This is a genomic window from Halobellus sp. Atlit-38R, assembly GCF_003665925.1.
Lineage (GTDB): Archaea > Halobacteriota > Halobacteria > Halobacteriales > Haloferacaceae > Haloquadratum > Haloquadratum inordinatus.
In genome coordinates this window covers 1-446 of the sequence record NZ_QXIJ01000366.1, presented here as the reverse complement: position 1 = coordinate 446, position 446 = coordinate 1, and the positions used below count along the sequence as shown (strand labels likewise).

Below are 446 nucleotides of genomic sequence, written 5' to 3'. Positions count from 1 at the left end.
CTCGGCGGGAAGGCGGAGTTCGCCGGCGCGGTCCGCGAACTGGCCGGCGACGTCGCCGACGGCGAGGTGACGCCCGAGGCGATCGACGAGACGGACATCGCGGAGCGGCTGCTGTTCCCCGAGGAGCCGGACCTCGTGATCAAGACCGGCGCCGAGCGGCTCTCCGACTTCGCCATCTGGCAGTCGGTGTACGCGGAGCTCTACTTCACCGACGTGAACTGGCGCGACTTCCGCCGGCGCGAGTACCTGCGCGCGGTGCTGGACTTCCAGGACCGCCAGCGCCGCTTCGGCAGGTGACCGACCCCGCGAGACGCCGACCCCGCCCTACCAGACGAACCTGAATAGCACGGCGAACGTCACCAGCGCGCCGACCGTCGAGAGGATCGGCACGACGTTCTGCATCAGCACGACGCGAGCGCTCGTCCCGGGGTTGAACAGGTCGGACG

1 protein-coding gene and 1 pseudogene are annotated in these 446 nt (G+C 70.2%); one reads left to right on the top strand and one right to left on the bottom strand.

Going from position 1 to position 446, the window contains the following annotated elements:
• A partial coding sequence (locus tag D3D02_RS19870) for an undecaprenyl diphosphate synthase family protein (RefSeq protein ID WP_147435806.1) occupies positions 1-297 on the top strand: 297 nt, incomplete at its 5' end.
• Positions 298-324: 27 nt separating this feature from the next.
• Here D3D02_RS19870 and D3D02_RS19865 read toward each other — a convergent pair.
• Positions 325-446: pseudogene (locus D3D02_RS19865) on the bottom strand (inorganic phosphate transporter); the annotation flags it as partial.